This is a genomic window from Pantoea sp. RIT413 (genome assembly GCF_003057675.2).
GTDB classification, from domain to species: Bacteria; Pseudomonadota; Gammaproteobacteria; order Enterobacterales; family Enterobacteriaceae; genus Pantoea; species Pantoea eucrina.
Map to the genome: position 1 here is coordinate 43545 of NZ_QBJB02000012.1, position 21444 is coordinate 64988.

The window sequence follows — 21444 nt, forward strand, 5'->3', positions numbered from 1 at the left end:
CCATCAGAGTTTGCCTTAATTCACTTTACCTTTACGAATCTTTCTCAGCAGCGCCAGTTCCTCGGGTGAGAGCATCACCATTTTGCCGCCCTGCTCCTCCTGACCAGACAGGCCATCGAGTTCAGCGTCGAGATCGTCATCCGTCAGGCCCGGCAGGCTCAGCGGCAGTTCCGAAGGCTTGAGCTTGGGCCGGCGATAGTGCACCGAGAAGTACACGCTCTTGCCGCGCATAAACTCGGTGTAGTCGAGATAGCCAATCTCCTTCAGCTGCCCCATCGCCTTGCGTACCGTGGCGTTCTGCGTAATTACGCGTGAGGTGAGATTGAGCCTGGCGCGCAGGCGCTGCATAGAGATAGGCGCCGGATCGGGCGGCAGGCTCTCGATGAAGGTGTAAAGCGCCTGTGCTGACTCCTTGCGGGCCAGCTCGTTGATGGCGCGCAGCTGCAGCAGCACTTTTTTGTCGAACTGGTAGAGCTCAAATATCTTGGGATCGGCCTGCAGCGTCACCGTATCGTTCTTTGCGCTGTATTTGGCGGACTGTACGAGGTGTGTAACGTAAAATTCGCCCCCGCTGCTGAAACGGATGGTGTTGGAGGCAATTCGCGTCAGGGACGCATCCAGACGCTCTCTGAGGCGCGCTGACGAACGCGCTGAGGGTATCCCACAGAGTTTCACGAAATCGACGAACGGCAGCGTTACGCTGTCTCCCAGCGTCTTGTATTTGGCAAAGGCGTGGATGATGCCAACCCAGGTCTTGAAATCGTTATCCATGTCCAGCCGCTGACCAATGATCTGAATATTCTCGTAACCTTCTGATTTTACGAATGAAAGCTGCTTTAATTCATTGGTAACGTCAGTAGTCGCCATCATATTTTTGCGATTCCGGCTAAATGACTTCAGCGTCGGCACAAACAGCCCCAGCCGCATCAACGCAACAGGCTGTACGGTGTTATTGGTGTTGGGCATAAGCTTAACGACTTCGCCTGTCCTGCCATCTATTTCGGTAAAAGCATCTTCTATCTTTTTGATTTCTTCGTCTTTTTTCGACATATCATGTTCCTGGTTTGACAGGCAAAGACCGCACCGCTCTTCATAGTGGATGCTAAGACTCACTATAGCGGTTTCACTACAATCAGCGACAACTATTTACTCGTTATAGTAGTTCTTCTGCTCTCTATAGTGGTTATCAACATCCCTTAGCAATAGTGTTAAGTTATTGATAATAATTCTATTTTACCGGTAACTTACATAAATCGATTACAGGAAAACGTTAGTTGAAAATAACGCTTTTATAGCGGATTTGCTGCCCGCTTACCTGTGGATATCGTGGCGATAAAAAAATCATTTTTGAAAGAGATATGATTAAGCTATTGATTTTAAATGGCTTTTTAAAGATGCGTTGTTCACAGAAAAAATAGCTGTCTGCTCGTTATAGTGGATGTTAACTGCCTTCGATAGTGGTTGATCTGCTCTTTATAATGGATGTTTTACTCTTTATAGAAGTCAATTTACTCTCTATAGTGGTTTTCAACAGGCTCTCAGCCCTTGTGTACCAAGGCCTGCGGAGGATTTGGGATCTTTTAGGATCTATTGGGGATCTATTGGGGATCGAATAATGGGATCTATCCTGTGAATAACGTGGATAAAAAAACCTCGCAAAATCACGATAATGATTCATCTAACCCGAACCCGTAACGATTCCTCTCCTTGTCAGACCAGTTTAGTTTTTCAAAGGTTGACTGATTTAAGAACTTTGCTTCAGTTCAATAAATTTTCATACAGGATCAACCACTATAGAGAGCAGCCGCTTTCACTCTCTGAAAAGCCAGTTTTGTCTATAAAATAGACAGATCAATTACTGTTCAATCCTGCAATACCAGGGTTGTTATTCTGCATCAACTACTCTTCTAATCACCTATTGCATGACTCTATCGACTAATAAATTCACTGATCTTACAGCGACTAACCTGCTCCTAAGCGTTTATCAACAAAAGTACCAGATGGTGTTTTCATGCTGAAAATTTCAAAATTATCTATTTTATTCATTGAGTTAATTAGCTTTTTCACTGGTGATAGATAAAACTTGTTTTGCCCGCCTGTTCAAAAACTTCAACCTGAGCACACACGATAACTTGCGTGAAAATGCAATTTTCACCGACCACTTTTCATGGTTAAATTATTGTTTTATATATATTTTTGATACTATTTTCAGACTGAAAACACCAGGGTGTCATCTCTTTTTCAGAGCGGATTTTCAGTTAAAGCTGATTCCTACAATCCTCTGCTTTCCTGCTTGTCATTCTAACAAACGCTATGAAGCACCAGACGACCTACCAGTTTTATGGCTTATCAGGTAAAAACTGGCAGGCCATTTTTTTTCCTGTATGATGCAAAAAAACATACAGGATGAGGAGCTTATGAAGCGTGATTATGGTGGAGTGCTGGAAATGGCACAGCGTGCAAACGGAATGTTGTACGCGCTGAGCGATCATATTGAGAAGCAGCGTCAGGAGTTTAACCAGACGCAGTTTTATCAAACCTTCTCCCGCAATGCAGTAGCTAACATGCCCTTGCTGAGTAAACATGCTGTGGTAGCGGCAATGGAGGCGATGGAATCACAGGGATATGAATTTGGCAGAAAGCAGACCGGCAGTACGTCGCAATATGCGCTGAGCCTGCAGAACGTTATCGACATTTATCAGCACCGCAAAGTCCCTAAATATCGCGACCGGCACCCCTCGCCTTTTGTCATTTTCGTTGTCAGCCTTAAAGGCGGCGTCTCAAAAACGGTCAGTACCGTTACGCTCGCTCACGGTATGCGGGCGCATCCGGCTATGCTGCATAATGACCTGCGCATTCTGGTGATTGATCTCGATCCGCAGGCGTCCAGCACCATGTTCCTGAGTCACACCAACAGCGTAGGCTCGGTACTGGAGACCGCCGCTCAGGCGATGCTGAATGACCTGAGTCGTGAACAGCTCAAAGAGCAGTTTATTAAGCCTACGGTGATGCCGGGCGTGGACGTCATCCCCGCTTCTATTGATGATGGCTTTGTTGCCAGTGACTGGGAAGCGCTGGTTGCTGAGCATCTGCCTGGCGTTGCGCCGTCAGATGTTCTGCGCCGCAATGTGATTGACCGGGTCGCTGATGATTATGACTTCATCTTTATTGATACCGGCCCGCACCTCGACTCCTTTATGCTGAACGCCATTGCAGCCAGCGATATTCTCCTGACTCCCACGCCACCGGCGCAGGTTGACTTCCATTCAACCCTGAAATACCTGACGCGTCTGCCGGAAATGCTGGAGCGTATTGAGTCCGAAGGCGTAGAGCCGCGCCTCAAAGCGAATATCGGCTTTATGTCAAAGATGACCAGCAAGCACGATCATCTTACTTCACAAAGCTATGCCAGAGAGGTGTTTACCAAATCGATGCTGGATGCCGGCCTGCCGCGCCTGGATGGTTTTGAACGCTGCGGAGAGTCATTTGATACGGTGATTAGCGCTAACCCGACCTCTTACCCCGGCAGCGCAGATGCGCTGAGAAAGGCCAAGCATGAAGCTGAGCAGTTCTCGCGCGCCGTCTTTGACCGCATTGAATATATCAGGAGCACGCTGTGAACAAACCTGTAAACCGTATCGGCCGGTCACTGGGTCAGTCTTCTATTGCCAGCATGATTGATGGCAGCAACCAGGCCAGAACCTTTACGCTTAAGTCGGGCAAGACGGTGACGTTTGTTCGCAAGCTTATTCCGTTTCAGGATATTGAGAGCACCACCTTTGTTGATCCGCAGATTAACGGTCGCGATCAGTCGACGCTGACGGAAGAGTCAGTTAAAGAGATCACCCGTACTATTAAGCTGCAGCAGTTCTTTCCTGCAATAGGCCGTTTGCGTGCCGGACGCATTGAGATCATGGATGGTTCCCGCCGTCGCGCAGCCTGCCTGCTGACGGGGGCCAGCCTTGAGGTGCTGGTGACATCAGATGAAATCGATGTCGCCGATGCGCGCCAGCTGGCTGCAGATATCCAGACCGCGAAGGAGCATAACCTGCGCGAGCTGGGGCTGCGCTTTATGCTGATGCATGATAAAGGCATGAGTAAGAGCGATATCGCCCGGAGTGAGGGGATCTCCAATGCTAAAGTCACGCGCGCGTTTAAAGCTGCTTCGGTGCCGGCTGAGCTAATAGAGCTGTTCCCGGTGGTCTCGGAACTGACGCTGCAGGATTATGAGATATTGCTCGACGTATGGGATCACGCCAATGCAGAAGGCGTGGCGGTAAAACAGATTGCAGATGAGATCAGAGCTGACCTGGCTGAGCTGCAGCTGGCAGCCACGCTCAGCGCTGATGAGTATAAACTGCAGGTCCTGAAGCGGGTGCGCGCGGCTAAACAGCAGATTAAAACGCCAGCCGATCGCAGCCGGGCAGTTATCGAGCATCTTGCGCGCTTCAGCGATCGCAACGCCTACGCCCGTCGCAAAGAGAATGCGGATAAACGCACTATTCACTATGAGTTCAGCCGCCTGCCAAAAGAGCTGGCGGATAAAATCGATGAGTCGATACGGGCAATACTAAACCCTCCTGCATAAAAAAAGCCTGGCGATTTGCCGGGCTTTTTTTCCTTTCCTGCCTGCTGACGCCGTTTTAACGGAAGAGCAGCAGCGACCTGCATGAGTCCGCGTGCAGTGAGATATCATCAGTGCAGGCCAGCGTATGCACGACCTTTCCCTCCAGGTAAGAGAGATAGCTATAGTAGTGATGCACGGCGGCAGAGGCATGTCGTACTGGCATCATTGCTGCTTGATCTTCCAGCAGGCTATGCAGAGGAGAGTCGGTGACGTATTCAATCAGAAGCTCGCTATCGGTACCGCGCGGAGCGGCACGTGAGAACTTGAGCACGGCAACATGGGCCAGCAGCGTCAGTACCATGGCCAGAGCGGCGAGCGCCGGATAGCTTGAGGTAAGCCGTTTACGCCATCGTGTCTGCGGGGTAGCCGGGAGAGCTGAAGGGCAGGGCGCCAGGCTGGCAGAGGGGTAAACTAACATTCTGACGATGTTACTTTTAAGAATATAGCCGCGGCGGGGCGAGGTGACGATACAGCGGTTGCCGGCATCCAGAGCCTGAATTTTTTTCCTGAGATGGGTCACAACCTGCCGGATAGACGCTTCCGATACCACCACGCCTTTGCATCCCCAGCACGCTTCAAAAATCTGCTGCTTGGAAACCACCTGACCCTCATTAGCCAGTAGCAGCTCAAGACAGCTGGCCATATTGCTGGTGAGAGTGACGCTTTTATTTTTAAACACCAGTGTCAATGTGCGTGGGTCAAAGAGTATGGCAGGCTGATTATTATTCATAAAGTGACTCGATGGTGGGATAAAGTGCGCTGAATAGTTATATAAAAAAGTTAGGCATTATGCTGTTTAATATCAACAGCTAACGGGAGAAATGAGCGAAATATGAAAGCTTTGGTAGTTATCTATCTATGCTGCATCAACTTTGGCAAAACAGAACCGTGAGGAAAGAGCGATAGATAGTAGTGGAAGCGGCAATAACGCAGTAGAACTGGGTCATCACTCACCGGTCTGGAGAGTACATTATGACGATACCCCGCGTTGAACCTCAGCTAAAACAGCCGCCCCGGGCAGCTTCGTGTCCGGACAACAGGTTGCATGCTCCAAGTAATACAGGCAACAGTGATAAAGCGCCGGTGTTGCCGTTTAAACGGTATGATTCAGTTGCTCCCGGCGCAGCTGTGCTGAAGCTTCTGAAAAAGAACTATGGCTCAATACCGATGGAGAAAATGCGCGAACTGGAAAAGCTTATTGAAAAGGGGGAAGTTGATAATAAGCTGACAGAGGGGGATAAAAAATTAATCTATAAATTTAAGTCGGATAGCTTAAAAAAAATAGATACGGAAAAAGGTTTTTTTGTTCCTCAGGATTTCATAAGCGACTTGGGTAGAAGTGACTTATATATTAATTATAACAATAAGCGTGTAAGCATAAAAAATCCGGCGGCATTCAAACGCGTTCATCAGCATTTTATAGATAGAAATAGTAGGGTAATGGAAATCCTTTCTGTTGCTTGCTGTCAAAGTTTTTTTGCGGAGAACTGGTGCTCTCTTAAAGATACTTTGCCGAAAAAGTTTTTTTCTTCCAATAGAGACCAGAAATGTACTATCGAAGTCTGGATTAAAGATCGGGAAGACAAGAGTAATTCTCTGATATCTCAACAGGTTCATATGCGCGGAGAGGTCACATATAAAATCAGTTTTGTAACAGATCAAGGCGATCGGGCAGATGTTGAGCATTTGCAGGTTAAAGGTACCGTTGATAGAGCCTTTTTTTATCAGTGTCCGGCGCCTGGCACACATGCAAATCTGCTGCAGAATGACTTCGAAATTTCATATATTCCCGACTTCGGAAAAAACAGTTTATCTTTTGAAATAGTAGAAAATGACTCACTAGATAGTGTTTCAAATAGAGGACGATCGCAAACTCAGCCTGCGATTCCGCTAAAAGATAGACACTGGGCCAGTGAGACATTCAAAAGCAGTGAGTATGACACTTCTCACTCTGTCGATGAGGATGACACTTTTCCCACTACAGAGTCGTCATCAGTTGTCAGTGAATTTGAAATAGAAGATGAAGGTAGCATGCCGCCGATTCCGAAAATAATATCGTCAGACACCGGATTTATAAAAACCGACAAAGAAACTGTTTCACTGCCCTCAGTGCAGAGTTCGAAATCGAGTACGAAACCATCGTTCTTTGCCCGTATCCGGCAGGCGTGGTCTGACATAACGGAAACCGCGGTTTACTACTGGCAGCGTATCAAGAGCTTTTTTACATTCTAGGTCACCAGCTGTGCCTGCAGAAACCACTGCGGATTTCTGCAGGCCTGAACATCCAACACCGATCAACGTACCGCCTCATCCTGCGCTTTACTGGCGATGCGCTGTGCCACAATGGCAGAAAGACTCGCTACGGTAGGGTCCGCACCGACTTCGCGATTAACGATCGCGATATCAAATCTACCCTCCAGATGGCAGACAATCTCCGTCAGATTCATGGAATCTGCATGCAGATCCCAGACCAGAGAGTGGTTATCTTCAATGCCGGCTGCCGGGGTATCCAGAACGGTGGCAATAATCTGCTTAATTTCCTGATTAATGATTTTCATACTGTGTCCTGTAAGGGCAGGGGACCGGAACAGTCCCTGCCAAAGAGAGAAAAAAGATGCGGTTATAATTAAGGTTTAAGAAGCTCTATTAGTCTGTAAACGAGCTGCTATAGTTTGAGCCTCGTCAGCATATGCTGAAAGAGTCACTGATTTTTTTATGGGTTTTACGTAGATTGCCTGATTAGGTTTCACGTTAACAGCCTGATTAAATTCAGGCGTCACAAAATATTCAGGAATGTATTTCATTAGATCGCTGGTTTCATTAAGATCACCAGCATCTAAAAGAGTGCGAACCATAGTTTCGCGATATTGTTCCGGTAAGCTATGAACATAATTTTCTTTTTCAGCTTTTGACATATTAGCAACGTCTATTATTGCCCTTTTTTCAGGACCTTCTGCTTGTGAAATATTCTCCGGACGCTTTCTGATAATATACTGAGGTTGTGCAACCTGCCGACGAGCTGATGAAGAACTTTTATTAACAGAAACGATTTTTTCAGGCGTCTTCAGCGGAAGCTCAGATGTAGCGGTATGGATCCAGCTGCGCGGGATAGGCTGATCCGAAATTGCGTTCTTCCAGCGTAGCGGGATGGGTTCATTAGAAAGCGCTGACTTCCAGCCTAATGGTACTGGCTCTTCTGAAATAGCTGGTTTCCAGCTAAGTGGCACTGGTTCTTCAGAAATGGGCGACTTCATGCCTTGCGTTACTGGCTCTTCAAAAGCTGCTGGTTTCCATCCAAGTGCTACCGGTTCTGGGGAAATCACAGAGTTTTTGTGTTCAGTAAATACTGACTGAAGAGCGAGTTTATCGCTATTTAATGTTATAGCCTTAACAATGCGCTTTCTTTGAATTGGCGATGAAGCAGAAAAAGTACTCCTTGTTGTTGCGTTAGTGAATTCAGAAGCTGACTTTCCAAATGAAAAGGGTGGGAATATATATACATTCTGAATATTTATAGGTGAATTGAAAACAGAGTTTCCATTTCCATTTACAAATATTCCGTTGCTGTTTCCAAATTGCCCATTAATAAGAGGGGGCGAATTATCAGGAACTTTTTTTTTATCATCTTTATCCTTCCCTTTAACACTTTCATCATCTGAATTAGTTTTATTATCATCATTGTTTTTTAATATATCACGAAAAGCAAATGATCTGCGTAATAAAACTGTTAAGTCAGAAGAGAGGGTTACAGATCCATACTCATCGATATAAACCTGATGGCTTTTTAAGTACCCATCAATGGATGGCCTGAACGCATCATATATGTCATTGTTTTTATTATATAAATATGCTATATGCTTTTTGTGTTCATCAGAAAAAACATTTTTTTTGAAATTTTCCATCACGATGGAGTGTATGTTTTTATTACTGCGTTTGAAATATATTTTTAAGTGCTGGTTAAGTTTTTTATTAAATTCTTCATGTTTGTCATAATAAGAGGTTGAAAACTTATTTTTTTTATCGAAAAGCGTATAAAGCTTAGCAGTTAATTTGTTTATCGAGTCCTTATAATTCACTAACTCTTCGTCACTATGAGTGCTTAGACACATCAAGAAATTTCCCCACGCTTCCGGAAAATAAGTTTGACTTTTGCCAGACTCACTCATGAGGTCGAGTTTTTTTTTGTTTTCATCAGACAAAATTACTGAGATTTTCTTCGCTGTTTTCTTTTCAAGATTGTTTATACCGTCGTAACCCGAGGGTAAATTTTCAGCTAAACGACCTTTACCTTCAGATAGTGATATTTCTTTTATGAAATTTTTAAAGTCTGTTGTGATATCTTTTTCGCTGTTTATATCAGAGGATGTATCCAGGTTTATAGGTTTTAAGTTGTTTTGGTTTATTGCGGGTTCTGGCCTTACCCTAATTGTATCACCATTTTTTACGCCTTTCTCAAGATGCAACTTTGTTGTTATCGGTGCAGATATGTTTGAAATATTTGATAATGCTCGAATTAAATCAATCTGTTGTTTTTTTTCTGTAGTAGCTTCATAGTTACTATTGTGACGACCTATTACAATACCTGACATTTTTCAACTCCTTTTTTATTTTGCGAAACCATAATTGTCTGGATATATTCAGATAGCAAGATAGTATAGTTTATTCGATGATAAAACTTTGTCAGCTTGTTTAATGAAGTGTCATACATTATGCAGGACATTTTATTTTGATATTTTTCATTGATAACTCTTTCATAGTTGCTAGCTTGATCAATAGAGGGTTTTGTGTTCATTTTTCTTATGGATTTATTTATAGCAGCTATAACATGTTTTTCATAAATTTCAAGGTCCATTTTTTCTGCTCTTCTCCTACCAAATTTCAATGCTATTTCGTCAAAAACAGTGTTTGATAGTAAATGACATAGGTTAGTATATTTCTCTTCATTACCATGATGTTTGTTTAATGTATCCAACGCTTCTGTTAAGTAGTGAATGTAGCCTGCCGCCTCACTCATTGGGTTGTCTTTATTAAATCCGGAAAGATAAATAAGTGCTAAAGCGGTTTTTTTTACTTCACTCTTTGCGTCTGGATTTTTTGAAATATCTTCCAGTGTTAAAATTTCATTGTAATTTATTGCGTTTTTGAGTTTCCTGATTCCTTCATCATAGATTGATTTATGATCAGATGATAAACTAATATCTGATTCGCGGATGCTTAATGAATTAATGAGATTAAGAATTTGCTGGTTTTTTTCCTCGCTTAGTCCATATTCATTCTTGCTCAGTTTTGCAGTTGAATTTCTGACTTTTTTAAAGTTATGAAGATATGGTTGAGGTGTATCACCAATGTTATTTTTCCAAAGCTTAGCTACGTGTTGAGCAGAGCCCGTACCGAAGACCCCTGAGGAAGGATCATCAGGATTAAAAGTATACATACTCATACCTGCACCTATACTCCTTTTATCAGAAATTAAAATAGCCTTTAGCTGCGCTTAAGTCCTGTTCGATAAAACTGCTGAATATTTTCACCAGATTGTCATATAGAGAATTAGCGTTAGTCATTTTTTGCGTAAACATCTGTAGCGTATTTTGCAAAATGTCACCCTGCGAATTGAATCCGGTTTCCCATGCAGAGAGTTTATTAGCAGACCAGTTACCGTTGTAGAGACCTTCTTTCATTTTTTCTATGGCGCTCAGATCAATGCGAACAGTATATCCGCCATTTGTGCGAACGAGGCTGCCAGCAGGTAAGCCCATCTGTTTTATCCACTGTTCACATTCTTCCTGGCTGACAGTTTTGCCGGCTTCAGGAAATAGCTGACCAGCATCTGAGGGTAAAGCATATTTTTCAAGCAGCTTATCGATCTCTTTTTTGAATTCTTCACCCTGAAAGTTGACTTCCCCCTTGTCATTGGTGCCATGTATGAACTGAGCAAGTGAGCTTTTGAGTGCGACAAAATCTGCGTAAAAGCTATTCATCTTTTCAAATGCTTTGAGAAATACTTCCAGATAGTTCTCTCGCGTTGCGCCAATGGCCTCCCAGTGCTTCTCTGCCAGATCACGGCCCCAGGCATTATCCGTGGTGTTCAGACTGATTAGATCAGTTTCAAAACGCAAAATATCAAACGTTTCCTGAATCTGCTGTTCATCCTGCTGGTGAATGCGCATGTCATAGAACGTATCCATAATCTGGTTAATCTGGCGCGCGTTAGCACTTTTCGCAGCAAGCTCTTTAGCCTGATTCAGGCACTCCTTATTCTTAAAGGAGGAGCTGCGCAGCAACACGGCGAGTTTTTCGGTACCGGTTTTTACCACAGCGCTATCGCTGCGGTTGTTGCCTGTTTCCTGCTGCAGTAAGGTCAGATACTGCTTTCTCAGCTTATAACTCTCTTTTTCCATCTTTATTTTTTCAGCAGTCAACACACTTGTGCTGCCTGCTGTGCCAGCTTCAGGCACGGTTAGCTTCGATGATAAAGTAGCTGCAGTGCCGGGTTTATCATCTGCAGTGCTATCTTGCTGTTTATTCGCAGAGAGCCCTTGATTTTCAGGGAAAAGGGACTCTTTGCGCTGGATAAATTCAGTGGTTTGGTTTGTAATTGAAATCATTTTGATCCTGTAAGCTCTTGCTGAAAAAATTAATTGGCGCGGTTAATGATGGTATTATTTGTGCTGGCTGTGTTATTTAACAATTGAGTAAGTAATTCTATTAACGCCTGCAATATTTTGTGTGTTTTACCTTCCATATCCAGACTATTTTCTGACGTTTTCTGATGGATGGTTCGTTCATTATCAGCAATAGCAGACTGGGCACGGTTTGACGCCGCTTGAGCCTCTCCTGCAGCACCTGCAACTTTTTCAAAAGAAGAGCCAAATACCTGCACCGCATAAAGTTGACGCATCACGGCATCATAGCCTTCTTTCCCTTTGAACATATCGTTAGAAAGACGGTTTTCATGTGGTTTGGTTGTTCCTACATCACCAACATGCTTGTCATCGTTTCCAGACTGTTTAATTTCTTTATCACTTTTATTTTTATCGAGTTCTGAGTTTTTTTGTACATCGCTGGATTTAGTATTTTTAGTGCCGATATTTTGCTGCTCGTTTAAATTTTTACTGGATTTATTAGTATGATGTTTTGTTCTGGAAGCTGATGCTGCAACAGTCCCTGTTGTCCATGCAACATTAACCGCGGCTCCGCTGATAGCACCCGTTAATACATTTTGCCCTGCAGCGATGGTTTTTTTTGCCGAGCGTTCTGTTGATTCAGTTTGCAAACTCTGAAATTTACTCTTTAGCTTATCATCCATCGTTTTCAGCAGTTGTAGAAGCTGAATGACTAAATCCATTACTTTTGACCACTTGAGGGAATAACCCGAGAGATTTGAGTAATCAATGGAGTCGCTGAGCTGGTTGGTTAATTTTAGTTCATCAGTTTGTTCCATTAACTTTGCAGTGGCATTATAAATCTGAGCATCCGCCGGCCGTTCAGCATTAATTTTAATGCCTGCTGATGATTTTTCTTTGTTCATAATTTTAAGCAAAGTATCTGCTTCTTTCTGTGTCTGTGCAGGCTGACGCAATTCAGGCACAGTCGTAATAATATTGGATGCAAGACAGCCGGAGTTATCAATAAGTAGAGCATCGATTGAGCGCGCGGCATAAGCGTTCTCTTTTTTTGTTACTGGCTGCAATTGCTCAAAACCAGGTTCATCAAGAGAAACCACTAAGTTATTATTATTTCTGCTATGTAAGATTTTATCTAGCTGGCTAAGTCCTGACATAATGTTTCCTTATACGCGAGTTTTACGGGCGATGTATTTTGCTGTGGCGTGACTCTGTTCCTGCAACGCACTTGCCTGCTCTTGAAGTGAATTAGTAAAATTATCATGGCGCGTGAGCCGCTCGAGCAGTGTTTCCAGTTCTCTGGTGAGCTGTTCAAGCTGATTTTCTGATATTCTTGAACCAGCCAGCATTTTCTGCGCATCAGCGTAGCTCTTTGCGCTAATAATATTTCCACCTGCCTGAACGGCTGTATTGACTGCATTTCCCGCCATTAATATGACCTGGCCTGTTTTCTCTAAGGCATAACGATTTCCCTGCTGCTGCACTTTTTTAAATATGGTCTCATTCAGATACTTATAAGCTTGCGCTGCTGTTTTAGAGATGCCATTAACAATATTTTTTATAAATTGAGGGATAAGATCTTTAACCATTTTAACAATATTCTGTACAATGCTTTTTTGTATTAACTTTGATGCGCCGTCAGTAATAATCTTTGCCGCTTTTCCTGAAAGGAACATTGCAGCGATAAGTGCTGCCGCCGTAACGACAACAGTAACACCAACTTTAACCCAGTTTTTAATCTGTTCAGTTTTTTCTTCACCATACTTTTTAAGTAGTGCGGCCGTTATTTTCGTAGTGTCCATTATTTTTAATATCAACTTACCTATTTGTTCCATTACAGGTGATAGGATCTTTTCCATGATAAATCCCATGGTGTGTTCCATCAGAGATTTACCATTAATCTTGATATAATCCATGGCTGTAGTGACGGCTATGATTGTTAAGCCTATAACCAGGGTTGTACCACCATCAAATAGTGCAAGACCAATACCAATAGCACTTACTATTCCGCCAACTATTTTTCCAATACAACTTGTTTTTTTAGCTGCTTCCTCTGCTTTTCTTAGTTTCTCTTCATATTCAGCTGCTTTTTTAAGCATTGTCTTGCGAAGGCCATCCGCGCGTGCCTGATTGAGGGAAAGATCGTTTTGCAGTTTCTTAGCATTGCCTTCATTGAGGATATTGATTAACGCGGTAAGCAGCAGCACCATGCGCTTTAAAATAGTCTCGCTTTTCTCCTGTGCAGCCATAAGCCCGGCGCTGGCCACCACTGCTTTGCCGCGCTCGTTTGTGGCTGCCTGCGTCAACTCCTTTATAGTCGCTGCATGGTTATCTACCAGAGCCTGCGTTTTCTCAGCCTGAGCCTCCGCACGAGCAGTGGCGTCGGCAACGGCTTTTTGTGCAGAAGTCACGCCTCCTTCGGCTGCAGCAACCTCCGCCGCCGCCGCCATAAAGCGCGGATCGCTCTCATCTACGCCCGCCTCTTTCAGCTGCTGCAGAGATTTTTGTGCCTGCGCGAGTCTGGCGCGAGCAGCTTCCAGCAGCTGCTGTTTCGCGGCCAGATCGCCGATAGCGTTATCCAGTTCACTCTGGGCGTTTTCTAGTTCGGCGTTAATTTCTTCAAGCTGAGCTGCAGCATTTTCAAACCGCGCTTTGCGCGCTTCAGCACCTGCCAGTGTGGCGGAGAGCTTTGTGACCAGTGAGGCGTCACTGTTGCTGGCGTTGTTCTGATTAAACTCCGCCAGAAGCGCCAGCAGGCGCGCATCTTTTGTCAGACGCGCTTTTTCACTGGCAGGGCGCAGCATTGGCGCATTCAGATCAAAAATTTCATCGTTGGTGTTCTCATCCATGCCCGCCATTTTAGCCATGGCTTCCAGCGCTATTTTTTCTGAAACCGTTTTGTTCACCGTCAGGCCGGCAAAGCGGTTGGCGACTTTTTTTCCATCCTCATTTATTCTCTCTGCGGTAATACGTGAGGGAGCCCGGTTTGTTACGGTGCTATCCTGAATGATGCCTGCACTACTCATCGTTGTTCTGCTCCTGGTTATGTTGTTTTTCTTCCGCGCTTTTCTGCAGCTCCGGCCGGTTTTTTAGAATGGTGTCGACATACACCTGGCTTTTTTTCTTCAGCTTCAGGTCAGCGCTCTCCTTAATGACCAGCCGGAAGCACTGCAGCGCTTTTAACGCGTTGCCCTGCATCAGCTGACACTGGCCGCTGTAGAACATGGGGGCCAGGTCGTTGTCCGCCATGATGTAAGCAAGCGCATAGATATCGCATGCTTTCTGGTAATTGCCCCTGAGCTGATTAACGGCCGCCAGCCCGGTGAAGAAATCGGGGTTGTTGAGGTCATACATACAGAGCATGCTGAAGTAGCGTTCCGCCTCATCCAGCTTGCCCTGACGATAAAAGTGGTATGCGTGAGCGTACATCCCCTCCATCGCCTCTTCAGAGATGCCCTGAATGTCCTTGAGCGATACGCCTTCAGCGGCGTACTGCATCAACATCCCCACCACTTCTTCTTCAGTTACCGGCTTGTTGTCATCTTTCATCATGTTTCCTGAGCCATCTCTGGCGTGTGTTATTGAATCAAAAGCGTGCCGGCGCAGGCTCTAACAGAACGCTCAAAGCGATCGGTTTAACCGGACGGCGGGGCGCTGTTATGTGGTGCTGACTCCTCGGGTGGATTGCTGTTCTCCGCCGCGGCGATCGCCTGCCAGCGTGCGTCAATGCCTTCCAGCCAGAGCAGAATGTCCATCACCGCTGCGAGCTGCTGCGCGTTAATAAAGGTGTGCTTTTTGTGTGAGCGGAACAGGGCGCGTGCCAGCGGAATATCCTCCACTACCGGCACGTTGTGTTTGCGGGCGTAGCGCCGGATAGCCAGCGCTTTGGCGCCTTTCTCCATCTCTGAGATAAAAGGAATGGGCGTGATGGCTTTATTGACGTAGATACAGATAGCGATATGGGTCGGGTTGACGATCACTACGTTCGATTTTTTGATGTTGGTGCGCGTTTCGTCAGAGAGGATCTCGCGGTGGATCTCTTTGCGTCTGCTTTTGATTTCCGGGTTGCCGTTAAGCTCTTTGTTCTCGCGCTCGACCTCTTTTTTGTCCATTTTGAGTTCTTTCTGCCAGAGAAAGAATTCGCAGACGGCATCCAGAAGCACAATCACGATAATGGCGGCGACCATCAGTATCACAAAGCTGTGCAGCAGCGTGCCCCAGAGCGTGAAGATATTGACCGGCTCCGCATGCGTCAGGCTGAAGAGCAGGCTCTTATTCATGCTCCAGAAGAGCCAGGCGGCAATAAAAAAGGCGGAGAGATAGAGCAGCGCTTTAACAAACTCTTTTACGGTGCGCAGGCTGAAGATTTTCTTCAGCCCTTTAACCGGGTTAACGGCGGTAAAATCGATTTTCAGCGCTTTGGTGGCCATCTTCATGCCGGACTGCATCAGCCCGGTTATTACGCAGCAGGCCAGGCAGAGCAGCAGAAAAGGCAGCAGAATTTTCAGGCCGGCAACCACCACGCCCCAGAGATAGGATTCCGCGTTCAGCGTGTAGTGGCGGGAGACGATCGCCCCCAGCACGTCCCGCAGCGGCTTGAGTGAAAACCCCCGCAGGAGAATTTCAACCCCCACCAGCAGCAGGCAGCTGGTGAGCAGATCTTTGGCGCGAAAGATCTGCCCTTTTTTGGCCGCGTCGCGGATCTTTTTTGGCGTGGGTTTTTCTGTTTTAGACGTTGACATACACAGCTCAGAAGAAAGGGCGCAGAAACAGCTTTTCAATCCGCAGCAGATCGGAGGAGAGCGTCGGACCGAGATAGATCAGCAGGATTAAAAAGCCGATAAAGCTTTTCAGCACCAGCGCCAGCGAGAAGGCGTTCATCTGCGGCGCATAGCGCGACAGCAGGCCCAGGATCACTTCTGTTACGAGGAAAACGGTGATCACCGGCGCCGCAATTCTTACCGCGTTAAGCAGCGTGGTCCCGGTAAAGCGCAGGATATCGCTGAGGAACGGCAGCTGAGTCTCCAGCGGCGGCAGTAGCTGATAGCTGTTATGCATCACCTGCACAAAGGTGAGCGCGCCGCCCGCCTGCAGAATCAGCGCCACCGCGAGCAGGTTAAACAGGTTGGCCAGCTCGGAGGTATCGACGCCGGACATCGGGCTGATAGTGCTGCTGAGCGTCGCGCCGCGCTGGTTATCGATCAGGCTGCCGGCGGCGTGCATTAACCAGAACGGAAAGCAGAGAAATATGGCGAGGATCAGGCCGATGACCACTTCTTTGAAGATGAGCAGCAGCAGATAGGCTTCATGCAGCTGATAGATTGCCTCGCCGGGAAAGGGCCACAGTGCCGATGCGAGCAGCAGCACCAGCGGGAATTTGATTACGCCCGGTACCACGCTGCTGTTGAGCCACGGCAGCAGGATAAAAGCGGGAAAGAGCCGGGCAGAGGCGAGCGCAGTGGAGTAGAACCCCATATGAACAGCGTCGAACAGCGGCATCACGTTCATCGCGTCAGCGCCATCGCGTAGACTTCACGGGTGAAAGCGATCAGTGATTCGCCCAGCCAGCCGGAAATAATAAACAGCGTCAGGCAGACCCCCAGCAGCTTGAGGCCAAAAGGCAGCGTCTGCTCCTGCAGCTGGGTGACGGTCTGAATAAGGCCAATTGCCAGACCAATGACCGTGGCGACAATAACCGGCACCGCAGAGAGTACCAGCACCAGATAAATAGCTTTATTACCGGCGAAAACTATTTCATTCATCTTATTTGGCTCAGGTCGTTATAAACAGATACTGTTCAATAAGCCCTTTTGAAATGATGCTCCATCCGTCAATGACGACAAACAGCAGCAATTTAATCGGCACAGATATGGTTATCGGACTCATCATCATCATGCCCAGCGTCAGTAATACGCTGGAAACCAGCAGGTCAATAACGACAAACGGCAGATAAATATAGAAACCAATTTTGAACGCTTCTTTTATTTCCGTGAGCGCATAGGCCGGCAGCAGTGCCAGAATCGATACGTCGCGCTCTTCCTCGTCGATATCCGCCCGCTCTTCGGCAGAGATATTGCTGCGCGCGTTATAAAACCACTGCGCCAGGTCTTTATCGGTATATTTAATCAGGTACTCTTTGTATCCGGTAAATCCCTTTTCAAGAAATGTTTCAGTGGACTGCCGGTCGCGCAGGTCAATATTATTCTCAATGTAATAGTCATATCCGCCTTTCAGCACCGGCGTCATTACGAACGCGGCAAGTACTAACGCAATGCCGTTCAGCGTCATATTTGACGGGATCTGCTGCAGGCCAATGGCATTACGCACCATAATAAAAACAATTGAGAACTTGATATAACAGGTTCCGCAGGCGATTAAAAACGGGGCCAGAGAAGAGATGGCCAGTATGGCAATCAGCCAGATATCATTATCGTTCATATTATTTAACGGAGGTGATTTCCACACCCAGCCTGTCGTCGATCATAATCAGTTCGCCGGTGGCGATCGCTACGCTGTTGGCGTAAATATCCACCTGTTGCTGCCTGTCATCCGCAAAGGTGAAGAGCTGGCCCGGCTGCAGCGCCATCAGTTCATCCAGGGTTAAGGTCGTTTCATGCACCACAAAGTGCAGCGTGACCGGCACCGCGCCAGCGCCGGTCTTCCGGGCGCTAAAGGTGGCGGAAGGGGGCGCCTCCTCTGAAGGTTCTGCTGCATCATCTTCCGGCAGTGTAAAACCCTCTTCTGTGTGCAGATAGCGGGAAAACTCGTGGTCATCGATCATGATGGTATTGATCTCATTGTTAATCAGAAGAACATCGCCCGTCTTCAGGCGCCGGAGATAGCGCGCACTGAGCTGGCTCTCACCCAGCGTAAAGCGCAGCGTAAAAGGCAGGGCAGCAAGGCCTGACGGAGGGAGAAAAGGTGGCTGCGAATCAGCCGGTGCGCAGCCAGAGGGCATCCGATCAAACCAGTAACAGAACCCGTCAAGCTCCACCGCCAGCGCATAACACAGCGGCGCAGGACAGGCGGTGAAACCGGACAGCGTTTCGCTGAGTCCCGGCAGCGTAAGAGCGAGTTCAGGACGGACATAGGTGAAGTAGCTGGTTACCGTGGCGGCATCCAGGCAGTCAATGCGCAGCTGGCTGACTTCCGGCAGCGCCTGCTCCAGCCAGTGGCGCAGGTCAAAACTGACTTTTGTGCCGTCATGAAGCGTGCTCTGCATCAGCACCGCATCTGGCGCGGGCGCGGAGTCGTGCAGCTTCACTCCCTGCTGCTGCCAGTAGGTGACCACGCGATCGTGATAGCGCTGCTGCGCGGTCAGTTTACGAAGCGGCGGAAAATTCATGCATCACTCTCTTCGTCATCTCGCTGCTGATGCTGCCTTTTATGCTGCGAATCTTCATGCGCCTCTTTAAAGACCGTATGGCCCTCTACCGGATTAAGCGCCAGTTCGGTTCGCAGCTGCTGGCCAAGGTGCGCACTGGAGGGTTGCATAAAGAGGGTGCGCTGCTCTCCGACGCCCGTGGTCTGAATATTGACAGCATGTTTTCCTTCACCGTGCTGAAAGACATAGTGCAGGGTCTGCGTATCGCTGCCGGCAGCAGAGGCGGCAGGTGCTGATGACATATGCAGCGTCGCCATGTTGATGGCGGCCAGCCGCGATGAGGTATCTGCCAGCGGAGGTGATTTGCCCGCTTCAGCCGCTGCCGGAGCGTTTTGCATAAAGGCATTCTCAGCGGGGGCTTTCTGCGAATAAGCAGCGAAGGCCTGATGCTCTTTCTCCGGATTCAGAAGCGGCTTAGCTTCTTTGGCTGATACCTCTTTGGTTGTTGCCGCTTTCTTTGCCACACCGGTAACCTGAACCGATGATGGCAGCTGCCGCGCTAATTTCAGCGGCAGCGGTTTAAATAACGGCTGCGGCATCACCAGTGCTATTTCAGGTTTTATTGTCTGACCGGCGGGAGAATCCAGCGTCTCTTTCATTTTTTCATCAAGCGTGCTTTCTTCTTTATTTTCACGCGGCGGCTCATTCCCTGTTGCTTTATCGCTCGCGGTTGCCACATTCGGTACTTCCATAACTCATTTCCTCTGTTTCATTATCAGCAGCAGACAGGGCAGCGTTGCGCTGTTTAAATGATTGGTCTGCAATGCGCATCAGATATTTCTCTTTCTTTTTATTCAGTGCCGCTCTTTCCGCACGGGCCGTTTCCAGCTTTTTCTCCAGCAACATTATTTCAGCCTGTGCGTCGTTAATCCTGATTGAAATATCGGCAATTCTGCGGCGCACCCGGCCCATGATGCTGCGCATCTCTCTGAGCGTTTCAATATTCATGCTGCCGCTGCGGGCGAGGGCGCGCAGGTTTAATTCAAACAGGGCTTTATCCTGTTCCAGGGCAGCGATGGAGTGCTGATAAGCGGCAACAGAGGATTGCAGGGTGGCTATTCTGGCCTGACTGTTGTTGATCTTTTTCTCATATAACCTGAGAACACTACGGAGCGCTGTTAACAATCTCTTTCATATCCCGCAGCAGAGTTTCTTCTGACGTCTGTTCATCATGAGCCTGACGCAGAAACTCACTGACACGTGCTTTGCAGGCGAAGAGCCGATCGTTTTCCGGGTTTTCGCCAGGCCGGTATTCGCCGAACATAATCAGCGTGTCCAGCTCTTCAAGCCGGGCGAGCAGATCCCGCAGGCGGGTAGCGAGCGCCTGATGCTCGCCTGAGGCGACGCGCGTGGCCACGCGGCTGACGCTGTTCAGCACATCGATTGCCGGGTAGTGATTTTTGCGGGCCAGTTTACGGCTGAGATAAATATGACCATCGAGTATCGAGCGGACCTCTTCGGCCACCGGGTCAGCTTCATCCTCCGTTTCCAGCAGCACGGTGAAAAAAGCCGTGATACTGCCTTTCTGTGTGGCACCGGGGCGCTCCAGCAGCTCGGGGAGACGGGCAAAGACCGAGGCCGGAAATCCGCGCCGCGCCGGCAGCTGTCCGGCCGACAGCGCAACGTCGCGCAGTGCACGTGCATAGCGGGTTACGGAGTCGAGAAACAGCAACACCTTTAATCCGCGATCGCGAAAATATTCCGCGATGGTCATCGCAACGTGCGCGGCGTTGACCCGGTCGGTGGCGCAGAAATCGGAGCTGGCATAGACGATGGTGCACTTGTTGCGTTGCGGCGAGGAGCGGACCGCATCGATAAATTCAGTGACCTCTCTGCCGCGTTCGCCCACCAGCGCCACTACGCAGATATCGGCGTCAGCATTCTCGAGCAGCATATGCATCAGGGTGGTTTTTCCGCAGCCGGCTGCAGAAAAAATACCGATGCGCTGCCCGACCCCGCAGGGCAGCATGCTGTCGATGGCGCGAACGCCGGTGCTGAAGCGCGCATCGATACCTTTGCGTTCCTGATAGCCCGGCGGCGGCGATTCAACGTCGCGCCGTTGCGCTGCGCCCGGCGTGGCGATTCCGGAAAACGTTTCTGAGACAGAGCCGTCCGGCAGCACAACCGCGCCTCTCAGCGCATCTGAAAGCAGGAGGGTAAACGGCTGTCCGGTGGGGCAGATAACCATCTCCCGCGTTAGTCCCTGCGGTGAGCCGATCAGGCTCAGAATGGTGAGATCGTTGTTAAACACTATCACCTGCGCCCGGGCAACCAGGGTTCGATCCGTTGCGCTGCGGTAGATGTGGCATACTTCACCAATACTGACATCCGTGAGACGCGCTTCCAGGGTCGTTGCCGTAATGCGGCAGGGATGCGCCATATGCTGCAACAGATCTGAACGCGCAATCACCGCAGCGCCTCACGGCAGGCTTTCATCTGCCGGTAAAACTCTTCCAGAGCTTCTGAAAAGTCTTCTGCATTAAGGCTGGCGGGCTTAACGTAGCACTCAAGCGTGGTCATCCCCTCATTTTCAGAGAGCTGCAGATGGCCGGTGGCCGCGTGAAAGCAGGGTGCCATAACAATAGCCAGCAGCGCGCTGGCGCACTGCGACAGAATATAGGGATCGTGCGGTTGTATCTGGGTCCACAGCACCACAAACCCTTCTGTCTGACTGATTAACAGGCTGCTCTCTTCTTCAAAATCCAGAGAGATCGTTGAGTTGCCATCGAAATTATTCAGCAGACGCTCATCGCATCCGTTTTTGCGTAGCGCAGACCTGACCAGTTCAACTAAATCGTCATTCATTTTTA

21 protein-coding genes are annotated in these 21444 nt (G+C 47.8%); 3 read left to right on the plus strand and 18 right to left on the minus strand.

The window, feature by feature from the left end; all coding sequences use genetic code 11:
• Positions 1–15 precede the first annotated feature (15 nt).
• Positions 16–1050 (minus strand): RepB family plasmid replication initiator protein, encoded by a 1035-nt coding sequence (locus DBY66_RS14165; protein ID WP_108570254.1) that lies wholly within the window; start codon positions 1048–1050, stop codon positions 16–18.
• A gap of 1367 nt (positions 1051–2417) precedes the next feature.
• Between DBY66_RS14165 and DBY66_RS14170 the strand changes: the two genes are divergently transcribed.
• Both DBY66_RS14170 and DBY66_RS14175 read left to right on the plus strand, forming a co-directional pair.
• On the plus strand, positions 2418–3620 hold the full coding sequence (locus DBY66_RS14170; RefSeq protein ID WP_108570284.1) for an AAA family ATPase: 1203 nt from the start codon (positions 2418–2420) through the stop codon (positions 3618–3620).
• Entirely contained in the window at positions 3617–4588 is a 972-nt protein-coding gene (locus tag DBY66_RS14175) for a ParB/RepB/Spo0J family partition protein (protein ID WP_108570253.1), read from the plus strand. The genes DBY66_RS14170 and DBY66_RS14175 overlap by 4 nt, the downstream gene beginning before the upstream one ends.
• Positions 4589–4643: 55 nt before the next feature.
• Here the strand turns inward: DBY66_RS14175 and DBY66_RS14180 are convergent, their stop codons facing one another.
• Positions 4644–5357, minus strand: a complete 714-nt coding sequence (locus DBY66_RS14180; RefSeq protein ID WP_108570252.1) for a winged helix-turn-helix domain-containing protein — start codon at positions 5355–5357, stop codon at positions 4644–4646.
• Positions 5358–5599: 242 nt separating this feature from the next.
• Here DBY66_RS14180 and DBY66_RS14185 point away from each other — a divergent pair, with 242 nt between their 5' ends.
• On the plus strand, positions 5600–6859 hold the full coding sequence (locus DBY66_RS14185; protein ID WP_108570251.1) for a hypothetical protein: 1260 nt from the start codon (positions 5600–5602) through the stop codon (positions 6857–6859).
• A 62-nt stretch (positions 6860–6921) separates the two neighbouring features.
• Here the strand turns inward: DBY66_RS14185 and DBY66_RS14190 are convergent, their stop codons facing one another.
• The 16 genes from DBY66_RS14190 to DBY66_RS14265 form a co-directional block, all read right to left on the minus strand.
• Positions 6922–7185 carry an acyl carrier protein gene (locus DBY66_RS14190; protein ID WP_108570250.1) on the minus strand — a complete coding sequence of 88 codons (264 nt, stop codon included), beginning with the start codon at positions 7183–7185 and terminating at the stop codon, positions 6922–6924.
• A 75-nt stretch (positions 7186–7260) separates the two neighbouring features.
• Positions 7261–9216 carry a hypothetical protein gene (locus DBY66_RS14195; protein WP_108570249.1) on the minus strand — a complete coding sequence of 652 codons (1956 nt, stop codon included), beginning with the start codon at positions 9214–9216 and terminating at the stop codon, positions 7261–7263.
• Positions 9201–10067 (minus strand): hypothetical protein, encoded by an 867-nt coding sequence (locus tag DBY66_RS14200; RefSeq protein ID WP_108570248.1) that lies wholly within the window; start codon positions 10065–10067, stop codon positions 9201–9203. The genes DBY66_RS14195 and DBY66_RS14200 overlap by 16 nt, the downstream gene beginning before the upstream one ends.
• A 22-nt stretch (positions 10068–10089) precedes the next feature.
• Positions 10090–11232 carry an IpaD/SipD/SspD family type III secretion system needle tip protein gene (locus DBY66_RS14205; RefSeq protein WP_108570247.1) on the minus strand — a complete coding sequence of 381 codons (1143 nt, stop codon included), beginning with the start codon at positions 11230–11232 and terminating at the stop codon, positions 10090–10092.
• A 29-nt stretch (positions 11233–11261) separates the two neighbouring features.
• Positions 11262–12407 carry a hypothetical protein gene (locus DBY66_RS14210; protein ID WP_108570246.1) on the minus strand — a complete coding sequence of 382 codons (1146 nt, stop codon included), beginning with the start codon at positions 12405–12407 and terminating at the stop codon, positions 11262–11264.
• A 9-nt stretch (positions 12408–12416) separates the two neighbouring features.
• The gene (gene sctE / locus DBY66_RS14215; RefSeq protein ID WP_108570245.1) at positions 12417–14276 is read right to left on the minus strand and encodes a type III secretion system translocon subunit SctE; all 1860 of its coding nucleotides are present in this window, start codon (positions 14274–14276) and stop codon (positions 12417–12419) included.
• The gene (locus tag DBY66_RS14220; protein WP_233499588.1) at positions 14269–14802 is read right to left on the minus strand and encodes a SycD/LcrH family type III secretion system chaperone; all 534 of its coding nucleotides are present in this window, start codon (positions 14800–14802) and stop codon (positions 14269–14271) included. The genes sctE and DBY66_RS14220 overlap by 8 nt, the downstream gene beginning before the upstream one ends.
• Before the next feature lie 83 nt (positions 14803–14885).
• Complete coding sequence (locus DBY66_RS14225) at positions 14886–15992, minus strand: EscU/YscU/HrcU family type III secretion system export apparatus switch protein (protein ID WP_108570243.1); 1107 nt, start codon at positions 15990–15992, stop codon at positions 14886–14888.
• Positions 15993–15999: 7 nt separating this feature from the next.
• Positions 16000–16758, minus strand: a complete 759-nt coding sequence (gene sctT, locus DBY66_RS14230) for a type III secretion system export apparatus subunit SctT (RefSeq protein ID WP_233499589.1) — start codon at positions 16756–16758, stop codon at positions 16000–16002.
• Entirely contained in the window at positions 16755–17012 is a 258-nt protein-coding gene (locus DBY66_RS14235) for an EscS/YscS/HrcS family type III secretion system export apparatus protein (protein WP_108570242.1), read from the minus strand. Before DBY66_RS14235 ends, sctT begins: the two co-directional genes overlap by 4 nt.
• Positions 17013–17022: 10 nt before the next feature.
• Positions 17023–17688: an EscR/YscR/HrcR family type III secretion system export apparatus protein gene (locus DBY66_RS14240; RefSeq protein ID WP_108570241.1), complete on the minus strand. Its 666-nt coding sequence runs from the start codon at positions 17686–17688 to the stop codon at positions 17023–17025.
• A 1-nt stretch (position 17689) separates the two neighbouring features.
• Positions 17690–18595, minus strand: a complete 906-nt coding sequence (sctQ, locus tag DBY66_RS14245) for a type III secretion system cytoplasmic ring protein SctQ (protein ID WP_108570240.1) — start codon at positions 18593–18595, stop codon at positions 17690–17692.
• Complete coding sequence (locus tag DBY66_RS14250) at positions 18592–19326, minus strand: hypothetical protein (protein WP_108570239.1); 735 nt, start codon at positions 19324–19326, stop codon at positions 18592–18594. Before DBY66_RS14250 ends, sctQ begins: the two co-directional genes overlap by 4 nt.
• Positions 19292–19759, minus strand: coding sequence for a hypothetical protein (locus DBY66_RS14255; RefSeq protein WP_108570238.1), 468 nt, complete (start codon positions 19757–19759; stop codon positions 19292–19294). The genes DBY66_RS14250 and DBY66_RS14255 overlap by 35 nt, the downstream gene beginning before the upstream one ends.
• Positions 19740–21044, minus strand: a complete 1305-nt coding sequence (sctN, locus tag DBY66_RS14260; protein WP_349254540.1) for a type III secretion system ATPase SctN — start codon at positions 21042–21044, stop codon at positions 19740–19742. The genes DBY66_RS14255 and sctN overlap by 20 nt, the downstream gene beginning before the upstream one ends.
• Positions 21041–21439: a hypothetical protein gene (locus DBY66_RS14265; protein WP_108570334.1), complete on the minus strand. Its 399-nt coding sequence runs from the start codon at positions 21437–21439 to the stop codon at positions 21041–21043. Before DBY66_RS14265 ends, sctN begins: the two co-directional genes overlap by 4 nt.
• Between the last annotated feature and the right edge of the window lie 5 nt (positions 21440–21444).